This window comes from Dyadobacter tibetensis Y620-1, assembly GCF_000566685.1.
Taxonomy (GTDB): Bacteria; Bacteroidota; Bacteroidia; order Cytophagales; family Spirosomataceae; genus Dyadobacter; species Dyadobacter tibetensis.
This window is the reverse complement of the sequence record NZ_AZQN01000002.1, coordinates 486,446-502,373: the sequence shown is the minus strand read 5'-3', so window position 1 is coordinate 502,373 and position 15,928 is coordinate 486,446. Positions and strand designations below refer to the sequence as shown.

Genomic DNA, 15,928 nt, shown 5'->3' with positions numbered 1-15,928 from the left:
GATTTTAGTCCCTTTTCTTTACGCTATGTCTATTGGTGAAAAATAAGGGTTCTAATCGGTGGATTTGTGTTGACCTGTAGAGCTAAAATAATGATGCCTATGATGAATTTGTAGGAGATAAAAGGCCTTGGAGAATGAACTTTATCTACCTATTAAACCTTTTCAATTACATAAAATCAATTGCATGAAAACACATATACTTCAGATAGGAGATAGCTCGCAGGTGCTTGGCGCAGATCTGAATTCTCATATATCCTTCAACAAGGTCGTTCAAAGTATTGACTCGGCGAATGCCTCGGCGACTGAGGCGGAAGCTGCTCTTTTAAACCCGGTGGTGGAAGTAATAAAGGCCAATCCGGAGTTCTTACAGCCCATGACGGCACAGCAGACTTCTCAATTTACCACTCAGCTGGACTATATTTATCGAATGCTGGTTCCCGGTTTAAGCCCTAAAGCCGATACCCTTATTGCCTTTTGTCCACCTATGCAGCCAACTGTGTTCTATGGTACTGACGCCTTTTATGAACTTGTAATGGACAAGAGTTTTATGCAGCTAAAATGTCAGGTGATGGAACAGTCTGAGTCGGAAACTGAGGATCATATTAAGCTCATTTATTCAGTGATTCTGGAAAAATTATATGGTTTTCCTCCTTTGCCACATGCCATACAGACCATTTCCTTACTCGATGAAAACACGGGTCTATTCAGCTATTATCGCTGTAATATTGATAATTCCTATGTTGAAATAGCTCCTACAGGCGAATTGCCTCATTTCGATATAGACCTTTTGCGTAAGGAATGGCAGGAGCGGATGGATCCGTCCGCTATATTGAAAATATTACCCTTGTCTAACTTTGTCTTCTCAGGGTTTTCAATTCTCAGCCTTGAAAACATTACAGCTGATTACGCGATTGAGCGGTTGAAGAATATGTTAATTAACAAGGACACCTCCAGTAGTGAATCCCAGTATGAAGAATTATCCGATACCTTGAGCATACTGGTAGGTTCCCGGAAAGTATCTTTCGATTTATTGCCTTTGATGAAGGTAAATGGACGCCCAATCATTAATCAGCAATTCATTAAGTCGAGCCGTATGTATGACATATTGTTGAAGGGAGATTATTCTGAGGAGAATTTGGAGCAGTTAGCCGAGCAATATTTTGACAATCCCAAAATGGTATTTATGCCCACCATTCAGCTTACAGAAGATAGCCCGGACTATTTGCGGAATATCAAAGCGGGGGGGATACTTTCCTTTACCATGATGCCAATCTATTGTAATCAGGCATTAGTAGGGGTATTGAATGTGTACTCCAGTGAAGAAAACCTGGTGAATGAAAGAATACTAGCGAGGTTGCAAGGCGCCTTGCCATATGCTCAGCAACTGCTTCAGAAAGATATAATGGCTTTCAATCGACAGTTGGATGAGGTTATTAAAGATCGCTTTACCTCTCTGCAGGGAGCAGTTGAATGGAAATTTAAGGAAGTGGCTTGGGATTATCTCAAACACGAGCATGAGCCAGGGTCAAAGGCTAAAAAGGATATAGAAAAAATTGTATTTAAGGATGTCTATCCGCTCTATGGAGCCATAGATATTCGCAATTCGACCGTAGAAAGAGCGGTGGCATTACAAGCTGATCTGGAAGTACAGTTTCAAGCCTTGATAGATACACTTACTCTGATTCGTAAAAAGGCAGGGTTTGGTTTGGCGCAGGCGATGATCTTCAATACCAATACTTTTTTTGAGAAAATCAGACTTCATAGGTCTGATAGCGATGAGGTTCAGTTACATCACTTTCTTGACGATGAATTGCACCCCTTTTTAATTCATTTTCTAGAAAATGATGGGGCTTCCTTGCCCGAAGATATCAGGGCAGAGGTACTGGCGTCGATTAACCAATATTTCGCAATGATTGATGAAGAAACTGGAGAGGCATTCCAGAATCGCCGGGCACTGGAGTTGTCCATGGGGCAGATAAACTCGGCAATTAATCAGTATTTAGATCTGTCACGATTAGAAATTCAACAGACTTATCCTATCTACTTCGAGAAATTTCGCACCGATGGTATCGAATATGATATTTACATGGGCCAGTCCATTGCTCCCCAAAAAGCCTTTAATGAGCTATATCTTAAAAATATCCGTTACTGGCAAATTTCTTCTATGGCAGCGATCGCTAAAATGACCCATCACCTCGGACCTAATATACCTCGACAGTTGGAGACTACTCAACTGATTTTTATTCACTCAGGGAGCATTGATATCGGTTTTCGTGACGACGAGCGCCGCTTCGATGTGGAGGGAGCCTATAATATCCGTTATCAGGTAATTAAGAAAAGAATTGACAAGGTTCATGTACTCCAAACGGGTGAGCGCCTTACGCAACCGGGGAAAATTGCATTGGTATATTTTAACGAAGATATACTAAAGGAATACCTGTCCTATATTAGTACATTACAGAACCAAAATATTCTGCTGGACGATTTGGAGCAATTAGAATTAGAGGAATTGCAAGGTGTATACGGCTTGAGGGCCCTTAGGGTTGGTATTAACTTCCAGACATAAATCTATTAAAACGAATATGGATTACAGCGAGTTATTAATTCTTGTAGAAAATGAGGTGGTACGACTGTTCGAGGAATTGTCCTTTACCCGGTTGGAGTACCACAACCTCTCCCATACGCGATCGGTGGTGGAAAGTGCTAGTAAGATGGCTGTAAAATTTGAGCTTAGCGCTGAGGAGGTCTTTATCGTTAAGGTTGCTGCCTGGTTTCACGATACCGGATATTTTAATGGCGATGCAGAAGGGCATGAAGAAAGGGGGGCAAAACTAGCTGCGGGTTTCCTAGACATACATCATGTTCCTGAATCCATAATTGCAGAAATTAAAGGCTGTATTTTGGCTACCAAACTTCCTCAATCACCTCAAAACTTATTACAGCAAATCGTTTGCGATGCCGATCTATATCACTTTGGGACTACGGATTTCATGTCCAATAATAAATTAATGCGGAAAGAAGCCGAATCGCGGTTGGGTCGGAAGATTAGTAAATCCGAGTGGAATGATAGTACGATTAAGCTCCTTAAAGAACATACATTTAAAACGAGCCTATGCCAGCAACTCTTAGGGGATCAAAAGCGGGAGAATCTGAATTCGTTAAAGGCTAAGGGAGCCGATAAGAAACAGATGAAGATAGATGGGCCTCGCAAAATTGAGCAGGATGAGCATTTGAGTAAGCCTGGGCGGGGGATCGAGACCATGTTTAGAGTAACCTCCAGCAATCACCAGCGCTTGAGTGATATGGCCGACAATAAGGCACATATTATGATCACAACCACCTCAATTATCATTTCGGTATTGCTCAGTGTTTTATTTCGGATGATGGAAGAAACACCCCATCTTATCATACCTACCGCCACCTTACTGATTGTATGTGTCATAACCATGGTGTTTTCTATTTTGGCCACCCGTCCTCAAATTCCTAATGGAACCTTTTCGAAAGAATCTGTAGAGAACAAAAGTGTGAATCTATTGTTTTTTGGTAATTTCTACCGCATGCCTTACGAAGCATATTATGAGGGGATGCAGCGTGTCATGAACGATAAAGAGTTCTTATACGGAAATCTTACGAAAGATGTTTACTCGCAAGGGGTAGTATTAGGGAGAAAGTATCGCCTGCTTCGAGTGGCATACAATATATTTATGTTTGGTATAGTAGTTTCTGTGCTTTGCTTCGTGGTAGCGGCCTATATGGCTCATAAAGATTTACAATAATTAGAATATGAACCTATCTTTAACTTGTTCCAAGTCCTACATGCCTTTACTCCTTTTTCTCCTTCCATTTTTGCTGAGTACTTTGGGCTGCGAACGGAAGCAGGGCCAGGAAAAGGTAAGTGTAGCCTATGACTTACAAAAGCCGGTACGATATCCTATGGTTAAGGCACTGGATGAAATTTCGGGAATTGCCCTAAGAGATATTCATTCCACAGATATTCTGGCCATTCAGGATGAGGACGGAAAGATCTTTACATTTACCCTAGAAGAAAAAAAAACTGAGTCGATTGAATTTGCCAAGAGAGGCGATTATGAGGACATCGCCTTATTGGGGGCTCATATTTACGTGCTTAGAAGTGATGGTACCATATTTTCTTTTCCGACAGCGGCCCTCGACGAAGGTAAGATTAGGAATGTAAAGACTTTTGATAATGTTGTGCCCAAGGGTGAGTATGAAGGTATGTATGGGGATAGTATTAGTTCAGCCCTTTATGTTTTGTGTAAAAAATGTGATCGGGAGCTTAGTAAAAGTTCTGTTACGGTATACCGTTTAACGGCAGACGAGGCTGGATTAAAATCCAGTCCAATCAAAATAGATCTTTCGGGAATGAATCAAGGGGGAATGAATAAAAGGTTTCAACCCTCGGCCCTTGCGCGACATCCTTTCACGCAGCGATGGTGTCTGCTTTCCTCCATCAATCTTCAATTAATAGAATTAAGTCCGGAATGGAAAGTTCAGCAAACATATACGCTTAAAAGGTCCATATTTCAACAACCAGAAGGTATGCTATTCGATCAACAAGGCAATCTTTATATCTCCAACGAAGCCGGGAGCAATAAGGATGCCAACATATTGTTTTTCCAGTATAAGGATCCAAAATAGCTATAAATTAATTAGTGAAAAGAATTGAAATATCCATTTTTAGTGATGACCATACCCTTCTATCAATTTCAGCATCGATTAAATTATACAATATTGGTTGCGATAGCGCTTCTGATCACTGGCTGCGCGGGATATAAAACTCAATACGCCTCGGTAACTAAGGATTGGGATCAGGAAATGCCTATGTCCGGAAAAGTGCTACATACCATGTATCTGATCGGTGATGCGGGCAATGATAGTCCTGAAAATAAGGCGCCTGTTCTTTCCTATTTAAAAGAAATACTTTCCCAGGAGGTAAGTAATAGTTCGGTGCTATTTCTGGGAGACAACATTTATCCAAGCGGAATGCCACCTTCTGAGGATTCTGCGAACCGAGCCATAGCCGAGTTCCGGCTTTCATCCCAATTAGAAATTATCAAAGATTTTAAAGGTCGACCTATTTTCATTCCTGGAAATCATGATTGGCGCGGATGGGGTGGCCAAGGTCTGAAAAGGCAACAAAAATTTGTTCAAAAATATATTAATAAAAATAGAGGGGTAAAAGATAAAGACGATTATGAGGATTATTTTTTACCTCTAGACGGGTGTTCCGGGCCGGAAGTTGTGGAATTGAACGATGATGTCGTGGTGATTGTGGTAGATTCTCAATGGTGGTTGATGGATTGGGATAAGGAGCCCAAAATGAATGATGGCTGTGAGATAAAAAATAGGGCACATTTTCAATTTGTCTTCGAAAATGTTGTTCGGAAGTATCGAGCCAAACAAGTGGTCATTGCCATGCATCATCCACCCTATACCTATGGCCCGCATGGGGGACGCTTTACCTGGAAACAGCATCTGTTTCCGCTGACAGAAATAAATCCAGGATGGTATATCCCTCTTCCCGGCTTAGGCACAATTAGTGCTTTGTTCCGGGCCACCATTGGTTCTCGCCAGGACATGGTAAATAAGCGCTATAGAGATTTACGGAAAGCGCTCCTGGCAGGGGCGAATAAGAATGGTCGCTTTGTCTTCGCCAGTGGTCATGAGCATGGCTTGCAATTTATACAAAACGAAAATCATAGTTTTATTGTCAGTGGGAGTGGGTCAAAAAAGAGCCCGGTAGGGATGGGCAAAGGATCCGAGTTTGCCTCTTCGGAGCCTGGCTATAGCACCCTGGAATTTTATGAAGGGGGGCAGGTATGGACTACTTATTATGCCGTTGCTCCAGATGGTAAAAGTGCCAGGATAATTTTTAGAAAAATAATAAAAGAAAAAAAGGATCCTGAATATAAAGCCTATTTGCTTGAGAATCCTTCGCGACCGGAGCTTGAGCGAGATAGTATCGACCAATTTGTTACCATGCAACCGGCAGGACAGGTAGGAAAGTTTCATGGATTTTTGTTCGGAAAACATAATAGAAACCTTTATCAGCAACCCTATAAATTTCGGGTATTTGATTTGTCCAAAGAAAAAGGAGGCATGGTTCCCGTGAAATTAGGAGGGGGGAATCAGACTAACTCATTGAGACTCGAAGCCAGTGATGGGAAGGAATATGTTTTACGAGGATTGGCCAAGGACGTTACACGATTTATACCTTTTCCCTTTAATAAGATGAGTGCGGCAAAATATTTGGTAGAGGACAATTTTCTATCTACCAATCCATTTGCGCCACTTTCTGTCCCGGTCTTAGCCGGGGCCATTGGGGTATATCATACCAATCCCGAACTGGTGTATGTTCCTGAGCAGCCTGGCCTAGAAGGATATAATGAGGCGGTAGGAGCTACAATGAATTTATACGAAGAACGGCCGAAAGGGAAGCATTGGAGAGATGCTGCACATTTTGGCTATCCCGATAAAATTGTCGGCACTACCGACGTGGTAGAGGAGATTTTGGAAGACCCGGAAAATAGGGTGGACGAATCGTGGATGTTAAGAACCAGAATGCTTGACTTTCTGATTGGTGACTGGGACCGACACGATGATCAGTGGGCCTGGGCTATGCTAAAAGGTCCCCATGGGAGCAAGATTTTTAGACCCATCCCTAAAGATAGGGATCAGGCATTTTCCTTGTATGATGGCACCATTACGGAATTGGCTCGGTTTACTGAGCCTTTTTTGCGTCAGTTGCAGAGCTTCGACCCTGTTGTGAAAAGTGTTAAGTGGTCGACCTGGAGCGCCAGACTCATGGACCGGACTTTCTTAAACGGACTTTCCTGGCCAGAATGGGAGCAGCAAGTATCTTTCGTCCAGGAAAAGCTTACAGATGAAATTATTGACCAAGCTTTTGATCGCTGGCCTGCAAAGGCCAGGGAATTGGCAGCCGATGAGATTGCTCGAAATATTAAAGCCAGGAGAGATGGCTTGCGGGAAATCGCTCGTGATCATTATTCCTTTGTAAGCCGTTCAGTGAATGTTATAGGTACTGAGAAAAAAGAACGCTTTGAAATTGATCATATCAATGACCACCAATTAAGGGTTAGGGTCTATGATCTGAGTAAAAAAGGTAAACTAAAAGATTTACGATACGACCGGACTTTCGATGCAGCAATCACCCGATCGGTACAATTGTATGGCATAGGGGATGACGATTCCTTCGTTCACCAGGGGACTGGTAGAGCCCCTATTAATATACGGCTCATTGGAGGATTGGGGAAAGACGAATATATAGATTTGGCCGACTCTGTCCGGAGAGGGAAAAAGATCAAGGTTTATGACGATCGGCGTAATAATAGGCTTCATTCGTCTCCTAATTTCACGGATAAGCGCAGTAGTCAATATCGATTTAATATATATGATCGCCGCAGTGCCGACAGCAATTATGACATTCTGATGCCTTTGCCCCTGATAGGCTATAATCCTGACGACGGGGTAATGTTAGGTGCGGGTCTGAATTATACCCGCTATGGGTTCAAAAAAGAGCCTTTTGCTTCCATGCAAAAAATTGGTCTCCGCTATGCTTTTGGCACCAAGTCTCTTATTCTTGATTATACGGGCGACTTTATTAATGCTTTTGGAAAGTGGGATTTCTATTTGAACGGCCATTTACATGGACCAAGCTATGCTTTTAATTATACTGGAAGAGGGAATAACTCGATTCGGCTTCCTGAAAGAGCGAATTTTTACAGGGTGCGGCAACAGGGGGTAGCGCTATTTCCTGCTTTCAAAAAACGAATAGGATCGAGCGATGGATTTTTTGCCATTGGGCCCTTTGCTGAGGTCAATAAAATAGAGCCTACTATAGGGCGCTTTATTACTTCTCCACAAAATGAACTTGGACCAAATGTATTCGATACCCGCGCATTTCTGGGAGGGCGAGCCCTTTTCGATTTCAAAAGTGTAGATAATTATGCCATGCCTCATTCAGGGATTAAGTTTATGACGCGGCTCGACTGGACACATGAACTGAACAGCCACAGATCCTTTTCAGCTCTGAAGTCCCAGCTGGTCTTCTATCGATCTCTGGATGTGAAGGAGCGTTTCATTTTGGCGACGAGACTCGGAACAGAGGTCAATTTCGGCAATGATTTTGCCTTCTTTCAAATGCCTACCTTAGGAGCACGACAAGGCCTGAGAGGTTACCGAGCGGAACGATTTTATGGTAAAAGCAGCTTCTGGCAAGAAACCGATTTGCGGGTAAGGGTGAATAGTAGCTATAACGCCACCTTGCCCCTTACCTACGGGCTATTCGCCAGCATTGACTATGGACGTGTATGGGTTCAAAACGATACCGCAACCAATTGGCATTACAGCTATGGGGGCGGGTTTTGGTTTGCTCCAGTTAATCTTCTTACGATTTCTGTAGGAGTTTTTATGCCCAAAGAGAAGCAGGAAGAAGGTCCCAGGCTTGCTTTACAAACGGGTTTTTGGTTTTAAATCTGCCTGAGTTAAGGGCACCCCTGGAGTCAATTGGTATATCCTATTTGGTAATGCCCTTTAGTTGGATATAAATATCTAATTGCTCAGGCCTAATCTATTGACAGGCAGTTTATTTGTAATTGTATATTTTGATAATATAATCTGTTTGCCTTCTTCACAAATATGCGGATCACATGCATTCTATATTTCAAACGAAGAATTCTTACATGATATAAGATCATAGTTAAATTAAAAATTTTGTCTTCTAGGTTTAAAACCAGAAACGTATTATTCGTCTCACTTAACTCACTGAAGGATGCAAGCTTTTTTCGAAACACTATTTTTATATAATTATCAAACAAATCAGGCTTTGGCGAAAAAGTATGAAGATTCTCCTTTCAAGCTTTCTGATAATGCCCTGAAATTATATAGTCATATGCTCAATGCCCACCATATTTGGAACAGAAGAATATTATTGAAAGCGGCCGATTTTGGTGTATGGCAGTTACAGCCCAATACAGATATTAAAAATATTGATCTGACCAATTACCAAGAATCAATGATGATTCTGGCAGAACTGGATTTGAATGCAGAAATAACTTACTCCAACAGCAAAGGACAAGTTTTTACCAGGGTTATATCAGATATTTTGTTTCACATAATCAATCACTCGACTTACCACAGGGGACAGATAGCTACCGAATTTAGAAAATGTGGAGTCGATCCTTTAGTAACAGACTATATCTACTATAAGACGTATTAATTTGCTGTAAGGTTGGTAATCTAAGAGCAGGTAAGGCTATTGGAAGCGTTTGAATAGGAGGGCCAAAATAAGGGGCCCCATATGCCCAGAGTGGACTGGACATCACAGGGCCGCTTTATTCTGGAATAATCATTTTTTTTCAGGACAATTGAACATCCAGTTGATTCCAAATTTGTCTGTACAACTACCGAAATAGTCGCCCCAGAACATGTCTTCCAGGGGCATCGTTATAGTTCCGCCATCGGATAGTCGATCGAAGAGTTTCTTGGTTTCTTCTCTGGTATCCGGCATAAGGTTTATATTAATATTATTTCCAACGTTTAATTGAAAACCCATTGAATCGGGACAATCGGTGCCCATAAGGCTATGACTGTCCAGGATGCGTAATTCGACATGCATGATCAAGTTTTTGTCGGCCTCTGCAAGAGGGGGCATTCCTTCTTGAGGAGGGGCATCGGCAAAGCGCATCGGTCCTTGTCCATAGTATTCCCCGCCAAAAACTGTTTTGTAAAATTCAAATGCCTCTTCAGTATTCCTTTTAAAATTTAGATAAGTGCTTACGCTGGCCATAATTTGAACGTTTAGTGAATGAGTCTAATGCTGGTGTTACTTCTATACAAAAGTACAGCATGAGGGCAGCCTGGTACATAGCCAATTATGACAAAAAATGGGGGTAAATACGGCAATTCAAAACAAAAAAATCCCCCAACCAAACTGTTTCATTCATATTGGTTGGGGGGGGCGGGAATAGGGATTATTCTATTGACTGTCTTTGTACAGACCAAAACTGCTGAGGGCTATTGAGACAGGGGATTTGGTAATACGTAATCTTACTTTTTGAGCCGTGACGGGCTCGGGTAATTTAATAAGTCTTTTGGCACCTACGCTGGTGGCCTTACCAATCTCCTTCCATTCCTGGCCATCCCAGGCATCTACAGCAAATTCTTCTATTCTTTGGCCAAGCTGAATGTACTCTTGAATAGAAATGATGTCAAATGTTACTGGCTTAGTTAGTTCAATAACTGCATCGGGGGTTTTGAAGTCGTCGTCAGTGGCCCAATAGGTCTCTGGATTTCCATCCAAAATATTCTTGGCACTGTAAATGGAATTATATCCTCTAACATTTACCGCCCGAATCGAGGCTTTAGCTGCCAGATTTTCGGAGAAAGTCTTTGAGAGCCTCTCTCCAAATGTTTTCAGAGCTGCTACATCGTCCTCATGTAGCTGCCCCCGGGTGTCGGGAGCCAGGCCTAAGTCCAAGGCTGCTCCGCGACCTACACTCTTAAGGTATAATTCAAAGAGCTTTTCCGGACTCTTAGGTTTTTCGTTTTCATGGTAAAACCAGCCTTTACGAAGGGGGACGTCGCATTCAGCAGGAATCCAGAATTTACCACCTCTTGTGCCACCTGGGTTTTCGGTAGCATTAGCCTGGCCAGGTACGGCTTCATTCTTGCCTACAGGGGGCACTGGAGTGAGGGTGGCCCAGGAAGTAGGGTCTACCGATCCATCCTCATTTCCTGCCCAGCGAACATCCCAGCCCACATCACTGAAAATATTTGCACTGGGTTGCAATTTTCGGGTAATGCCTCCCCAGGTATTAGACCAGTCGTAATAGACCGTATTGTCTATAGAACGTTTCTCGTTGGCGCCACCATAATATCCATCGCCACCCATGGCTCCATCGTGCCAAGACATAAATAATTCTCCATAATTGCTATACAATTCCGTAAGCTGAGCGCGATAGATTTGAAGATATTCCGGAGAGCCATACAGGGCATTATTCCGATCCCATGGAGAGCAGTAAACTCCGAATTTAAGACCATGCTTCCGGGCTGCATCGGCTACTTCGCGCACCATATCGCCCTTACCGTCTCGGAATGGGCTTTTGCTGATATTGTAGTCAGTGGTTTTTGTAGGCCATAACGCAAATCCATCATGATGTTTAGAAACCAATACAATGCCCTTTAATCCTCCGGCTTTCGCTGCCAGTACAATCTGCTCCGCGTCGAAGGCAGTAGGGTTAAATGTTTTAGGGTCTGCATCTCCATAGCCCCATTCCTTGTTTTCAAAGGTGGTCGGCGTAAAATGGATTAGCCCGTAAACTTCTGTTTTATGCCATTCGAGTTGTCTTGGGGCAGGCACAGCGCCAAATGGTTTTGGTGGAGTTTGTCCCTGTACGGCTGTAGCGGCCAATAAAGAAAGACCTAATATAAATTTATGCATGAATGATTGGTTCAGGTTTATAAATGCTGGCTGATTATTCTATTATAAAGAGATAAGCGGGTTGTAAACCTGCTGTTTGCGAAACTTTTTCGGGAATTTGAATATTCCCTTGCTTATACTTTAAAGTGGTATTTTGCCCCGCAATACTGATTTTTTGTTCCGAATTTATAGTTAATCCGTCTATTTTCAACAGTTTAGGTAATTTTTCTCCCTTCTCGGCAAGATAAAAGGCGTAAGTGCGCTGTCCTTTATGTGTGAAGGCCCACTTCCCCTGGCGATAAGGGGCTAAAGGTTTGGTCTCATAGATGCCCACCGAATTGATGTTCATCCATTCGCCAATTTCATTTAACCGATCGTAAGCAGCCTGTGGCCAGGTTCCATCCGGCCCAGGTCCAATATTAAGCAGTAGATTCCCGCCTTTAGATACTATTTCCAATAAGGTATGGATTAACTGATGGGTGCTTTTAAATTGGTCATTAGGAACATAAGACCATGAGTTTCCCATCGTCATGCATGATTCCCAGGGGATAGGCAGATAGTGATCCGGCACTTGTTGTTCCGGAGTAACGTAATTTTCGAATTCTCCCGAGACTGTTCTATCCACTACCAGCAGACCGGGTTGCTTTTTACGGGCCTCTTTGGCTATTCTGGCCATATCAATATCCTGATCGTAAGGTATGGATTTTTGCCAACTGATATTGGGATCAATTGAGCTGAAAGGCCGAACCCAACCGCCATCGAGCCATAGAATATCTACTGAGCCGTAGTCGGTCATCAGTTCTTGTATCTGGTTATTGGTGAATTCTTTAAACTCTTGCCATTTTTCAGGATACTTCTTTGGGTCATAACTGACGTTGCGGTCTTTGGGTGGGAAATAGGGCCACCAATAGGAATCGGTGTTCCAGTCGGGTTTGGAGAAGTAGGTTCCAGTCATGAACCCTTCTTTTCTAAATGCTGAGAGAATCTCTTTCGTAACATTACTTTTTGGGTTTTTTCCGAAGGGTGTATTCGTGATCTTATAATCAGTGTACTTGGAGTCGAACATGGAAAAACCATCATGATGCTTGGTTGTAAATACCAAATATTTCATTCCAGCATTTTTTGCTGCAGAAGCCCATTTTTCAGGATCAAAATTCACCGGGTTAAAGGAGTCGGCAATCCCTTCGTAGGCTTTTTTATATTCGTACCAATTATGTGCATGTGGGCCACGTCGTTCACACCAACCTTCGTCTTCAGGACAGAGTGACCAAGACTCCACAATACCCCACTGGCTGTATGTTCCCCAGTGCATCATGAGTCCAAATTTGGCATCCTGCCATTTTTCAAGTTTAGCCTGTACTAAAGGGTCGGAAGGAGCTTTGTAGTTGGAGTGATCCTGCTCGGAATGCTGCTGTGCGGAGGCACCGAACCCCGCACCTATCATAAATAGGGCTAGGAAAATCGATTCAAATTTCATTAATAAGCAATTTTGAAAAATATGAGTATGGCTTAGTTAAACACTTATCAGACTAAGAAAAGGTTAGTAGTAAGCCATATTAGGGCTATACTAGCACTTAGCATACTGGTTAATTAAGTTTATGATTGTTGCTGCCAAAAACTGGGACAAATCGGACTCTTAGGGAAGTCTAGGAAAAGTAACATTTAGCATTGGAAATTTTATGCGCGCCACCTTGTTCGGTCACAGTATAATTAAAACCTTTTTGGATAGCATATGCCCCTATTTCTCCTTTTTTATTGATGGCGATAAAACCGACTTGAAAGGTCTTTGCTCGTTCAGGATTTGGTTTTACAATCCTTTCAATGGCTTTCTTACAAGCTTTTTCCGGAGAAAGGCCCGATCGCATAAACTCAACTACCAGGTGGGTGCCACATACTCTGATCACTTCTTCACCCTGTCCCGACGAAGTGGCCGCACCGACCTCATTGTCTACAAATAGACCTGCCCCAATAATAGGAGAGTCTCCCACGCGGCCCCGCATTTTGAAGCCCATTCCGCTGGTGGTGCACATGCCCGATACGTCACCGTTGGCATCCAGTGCTAAGGTGCCCATGGTATCATGATTAAATGATCCATCTTCCAACCGTGCAGGGGCAAATGGACCATGTCCCTTGCCCTTGTTTTGCTCGAGTTCAATATTGATAACCGGTTTGTATTCGGCTTTTTCAAGCCACTTGTCGTAAGTTTTCTGTGCGGAAGGAGATAAGGCTTCGGGTTCAAGTTCAAAGCCATTCTGAAGTGCAAATTGCTGAGCTCCTACACCTGCTAAAAACACATGCGGAGTAGTTTCCATTAATTTTCGTGCGACTGAAACCGGATGCTTAATGCGTTCCAGAAAGGCCACAGACCCACAATTAGACTTTTCGTCCATAATACATGCGTCTAAGGTGACATAACCGTCCCGGTCGGGATTTCCCCCCAAGCCTACACAGCAGTTAATGTCGTTCTCTATGGCAATTCCTGCCTGCTCTACGGCGTCCAAGGCCTTTCCTCCTCTTGCTAATATTGGCCAGGCGGCACCATTGGCAATCTGCCCACTATCCCAGGTCGATATGACAATGGGCTTTTTTACAGGGCCATGAGCTAAAGCGCTGCCGATCTGGGAAAATGGCACTGCCAACGCCGAAAGACGTAAAAAGGAACGACGATTTGATTTCATAAATTTTGTTGGGTTACTAGCTAAGCGTTTAGGTAAGTTCAGTTAACCTGCTGGACTATGCGGTTAAGTATTTTGGAATTTTGTCAAATATATATGCTGAGACCATTCTGTCTGTCGCTTGAATAAATATACATAAAGTTTTATATGTACAGGCATAAGTCTGTCAGATTAACAATTAACCGCCCAATTTATTAAAATTATTTATTAAATAAAATGATGTTAAATACATTTATTAAAAATTGATCATTATGCTGCATACTAGGGAGCTTAAATCCACTATATTTATGATTACGAAGAAGTAAAATCAAGGAGCCCGCTTCCAGTGACCAGAGGTAGCGCAGCCCACCAGGGGGAACTGATTGCGTTTGTTTATGGAAGGCTTTTAATTAATCAAGCTTGGCCAGGATACGGGTTACCATGCCAACAATCCCGTTTGCCTAGAGATCGAATAACCTCGGTAAGTCGCCATCATGTTTAGGTACATTCAGGCGATATATACCTCTGGTGCCAGGATTGGCGTCCAAGAAGCTGAGTGGGAAGCACCAGAAATGGAAACGCAAAGCAATACCCTACTTATTAGTTCTTCAAATCCCAATAATCGTAAGTTAAGAGTTAGTTTTGACCTTACTATTGGTGAAAAAGGAGCCCTTACTAAATATGAAACAAAGGGGAATGCGATTTTCGAGCGGAGTTTGGACGGAACAGGAACCGGTAAAAAGTAAAATTAGCGGATTCTTGCGCAGGTATATATCTGGTAGAGCTCCGAAATACGAATGGCTTATTAATAGTTGAAAAAATACTGGTGAGGAGTGAAATATTTGAAATCCTATTCAAATATTCTCCTTAGTCTGGTCTTTGACAGGAGTTGTGGAGGATAATTTGGAATCGCTAGCCGGCCGATAAGGTTGGAAAGGAATTTTCAGAAGGTTAGCGATCCTGGCATTTTCCTCAGGCGTTGGATGGGTGTCGATTCCGTAAACCAAATCCTTTTGAAAGGCGAAACGATAGGTTCCCAGAAGACGGTCCCAGAGAGAGAATATATTTCCGTAGTTGGAGTCGGTATAAGGTTGTTGATAATGGTGGTGTATATGATGCATATTGGGGGTAACAACGACTAGACTTATCACTCTGTCAAGCCAGGAAGGGAGGGTGATATTAGCATGGTTGAACTGCGATAATACTACAGAAAGAGACTGGTATAAGAATACTAACCACATGGGAGCGCCGGCGGCTAAAATAGCGACCCAGGTGAATATGAAACGTACCAAGCTTTCACCAGGGTGATGACGGTTAGCAGTGGTGGTATCTACTTGTTGGTCGGTATGGTGGATGAGATGAAATTGCCACAAAAATTTCACCTGGTGCTGTATCCAGTGCGCGAACCATGCCCCAATAAAATCGAGTAGGAGAAGGGCGGCTATGGTTCTAAGCCAGAAAGGTGTAAAGCTAAGCCAGTGAAAAAGGCCAATATGGAATTTTTGAGTCCAATCGCTCGCCCAGAGCAAGGCAAATGCAAGAGGGAAGTTTACCAATATGGTGGTGAAGGTAAAGAAAAAATTTATGCCGGCATGTCTCCATTTCCTGTAGCCAAATTGGAAAAGTGGCCAATTGTTTTCTAAAAGCCAGAAGAAAAGAATCCCCCCTACTAAAATAAAGGCACGGTGGGATGATGGAATGGTTTCGAAATAGTTGATAAAGAAATCCATGAGGCGTCAAAGCATATGTAATCTGGTCTTTGACAAATTTAACATATTTATTTTGAGAAAATATATTAAAATTTTTGTTTGAA

The 15,928-nt window shown here is 42.6% G+C and carries 11 protein-coding genes; 6 read left to right on the top strand and 5 right to left on the bottom strand.

What is annotated here, in order from left to right:
• The first annotated feature begins 184 nt into the window (after positions 1-184).
• The 5 genes from X939_RS0105760 (at position 185) to X939_RS0105740 (ending at position 9,259) form a co-directional block, all read left to right on the top strand.
• Entirely contained in the window at positions 185-2,566 is a 2,382-nt protein-coding gene (locus X939_RS0105760) for a hypothetical protein (RefSeq protein WP_025762315.1), read from the top strand.
• A 16-nt stretch (positions 2,567-2,582) separates the two neighbouring features.
• On the top strand, positions 2,583-3,776 hold the full coding sequence (locus X939_RS0105755) for a Pycsar system effector family protein (RefSeq protein WP_025762314.1): 1,194 nt from the start codon (positions 2,583-2,585) through the stop codon (positions 3,774-3,776).
• Positions 3,777-3,783: 7 nt separating this feature from the next.
• On the top strand, positions 3,784-4,659 hold the full coding sequence (locus tag X939_RS0105750) for an SdiA-regulated domain-containing protein (protein WP_131694653.1): 876 nt from the start codon (positions 3,784-3,786) through the stop codon (positions 4,657-4,659).
• A gap of 45 nt (positions 4,660-4,704) precedes the next feature.
• A complete protein-coding gene (locus tag X939_RS0105745; RefSeq protein WP_025762312.1) occupies positions 4,705-8,514 on the top strand; it encodes a metallophosphoesterase in 3,810 nt (1,269 codons plus the stop codon).
• Between the two features lie 298 nt (positions 8,515-8,812).
• Positions 8,813-9,259, top strand: a complete 447-nt coding sequence (locus X939_RS0105740; protein ID WP_025762311.1) for a DinB family protein — start codon at positions 8,813-8,815, stop codon at positions 9,257-9,259.
• 129 nt (positions 9,260-9,388) lie between these two features.
• On the opposite strand, the gene X939_RS0105735 is transcribed toward X939_RS0105740, so the two are convergent.
• The 4 genes from X939_RS0105735 to X939_RS0105720 all read right to left on the bottom strand — a co-directional run bounded on the left by X939_RS0105735 (position 9,389) and on the right by X939_RS0105720 (position 14,139).
• Positions 9,389-9,829: a VOC family protein gene (locus X939_RS0105735; protein ID WP_025762310.1), complete on the bottom strand. Its 441-nt coding sequence runs from the start codon at positions 9,827-9,829 to the stop codon at positions 9,389-9,391.
• Between the two features lie 189 nt (positions 9,830-10,018).
• Positions 10,019-11,482 carry an alpha-L-fucosidase gene (locus X939_RS0105730; RefSeq protein WP_025762309.1) on the bottom strand — a complete coding sequence of 488 codons (1,464 nt, stop codon included), beginning with the start codon at positions 11,480-11,482 and terminating at the stop codon, positions 10,019-10,021.
• A 34-nt stretch (positions 11,483-11,516) separates the two neighbouring features.
• The gene (locus X939_RS0105725) at positions 11,517-12,938 is read right to left on the bottom strand and encodes an alpha-L-fucosidase (protein ID WP_025762308.1); all 1,422 of its coding nucleotides are present in this window, start codon (positions 12,936-12,938) and stop codon (positions 11,517-11,519) included.
• A 169-nt stretch (positions 12,939-13,107) separates the two neighbouring features.
• Complete coding sequence (locus X939_RS0105720; RefSeq protein ID WP_025762307.1) at positions 13,108-14,139, bottom strand: isoaspartyl peptidase/L-asparaginase family protein; 1,032 nt, start codon at positions 14,137-14,139, stop codon at positions 13,108-13,110.
• 470 nt (positions 14,140-14,609) lie between these two features.
• On the opposite strand from X939_RS0105720, the gene X939_RS0105715 reads away from it, so the two are divergent.
• On the top strand, positions 14,610-14,861 hold the full coding sequence (locus X939_RS0105715) for a hypothetical protein (RefSeq protein WP_025762306.1): 252 nt from the start codon (positions 14,610-14,612) through the stop codon (positions 14,859-14,861).
• 108 nt (positions 14,862-14,969) lie between these two features.
• Here the strand turns inward: X939_RS0105715 and X939_RS0105710 are convergent, their stop codons facing one another.
• Positions 14,970-15,845, bottom strand: a complete 876-nt coding sequence (locus tag X939_RS0105710) for a sterol desaturase family protein (RefSeq protein ID WP_025762305.1) — start codon at positions 15,843-15,845, stop codon at positions 14,970-14,972.
• Positions 15,846-15,928 lie beyond the last annotated feature (83 nt).